The organism is Mycobacterium sp. E2497, assembly GCF_001668695.1.
Lineage (GTDB): Bacteria > Actinomycetota > Actinomycetes > Mycobacteriales > Mycobacteriaceae > Mycobacterium.
In genome coordinates, this window is the sequence record NZ_LZKD01000276.1 from 1 (window position 1) to 1,286 (window position 1,286).

Sequence of the window (1,286 nt, forward strand, 5' to 3'; positions counted from 1 at the left end):
GTGTATTCGGGTGCGGGCAGGGCGCGGGTGTCGAGTTTGCCGTTGAGGGTGACGGGCAGGGTGTCGAGGGTGACGAGGGCGGCCGGGACCATGTAGCCGGGCAGCCGCTCGGCCAGCGCGGCGCGCAGCGCGGCGGGCTCAGCGGTACCGGTCAGGTAGCCGACCAGGCGCTTGTCACCGGGGCGGTCCTCCCGCACCACCACCACCGCATCCTCAACCCCGTCCAGAGCGGCCAGCGCCGAACGGATTTCGCCGACCTCGATGCGATAACCGCGGATCTTGACCTGCTCATCAGCACGCCCCACGTAGCGCAGCTGCCCATCCGGGCCCCAGCACACCAAATCCCCGGACCGGTACATCCGCTGCCCCGGCGTGCCGAACGGGCACGCCACAAACCGCGACGCACTCAGCCCGGCCCGGCGCACATACCCCAGCCCCACCCCGCGACCGGCCACATACAACTCCCCGACCACCCCGACCGGCACCGGACGCAACCACCCGTCCAACACAAACAACGCCGCCCCCGGCACCGCCGACCCAATCGGCGGCGCCCCCGACTTCACCGCCAACGGCCGGCTCATCGAGGCAAAGATCGCACTCTCCGTCGGCCCGTAAACATTCATCATCGCCCGCCCCGACGCCCAGCGATCCACCACCTCCGCCGGGACCGGCTCGCCGCCGATCACCAACGCGGTGCCCTCCAAACCCTGCGGCGAGAGCATCCGCACCGCCGCCGGAGTCTGACTGAGCACGCTCACCTTCTCGGCGACCAGCAACGCATGGAAGTCCTTGGGCGAGCGGGCCACCACCTCAGACACCACCACCAGCCGCCCACCATGCAGCAGCGCACCCCAGATCTCCCACACCGAGTAATCGAAGGCATACGAATGAAACTGCGTCCACACCTGCCCCGGCGCCAACGCCACCCCCACCGCCGGCGCCTCGAACAACCGCGTCACATTGGCGTGGCTGACCGCCACCCCCTTCGGCACCCCCGTCGTCCCCGACGTGTAAATAATGTGCGCCACATCATCGGGATCCGGCGCCGAAGCCGGCGCGGTGACCGGCTGGCGAGCCAATGCCGGATCGCGCACATCGACGATCGCCACCCCACAACCATCCAGCCGCTCCGCCAACTCGGCGGTCGTCACTGCCGCGACTGGAGCGGTATCGGTGAGCATGAACTCGATGCGCGCCCCCGGCAACGCCGGATCGATCGGCAAATACGCCGCCCCCGACTTCAGCACACCCAAGATCGCCACAATCGCCTCGGCCGAACGGCCGCC

The 1,286-nt window shown here is 69.4% G+C and carries 1 protein-coding gene; it reads right to left on the reverse strand.

The genetic code is table 11. The features are described 5' to 3' along the window. A partial coding sequence (locus A5713_RS25740) for an amino acid adenylation domain-containing protein (RefSeq protein WP_156752036.1) occupies nt 1-1,286 on the reverse strand: 1,286 nt, incomplete at both ends.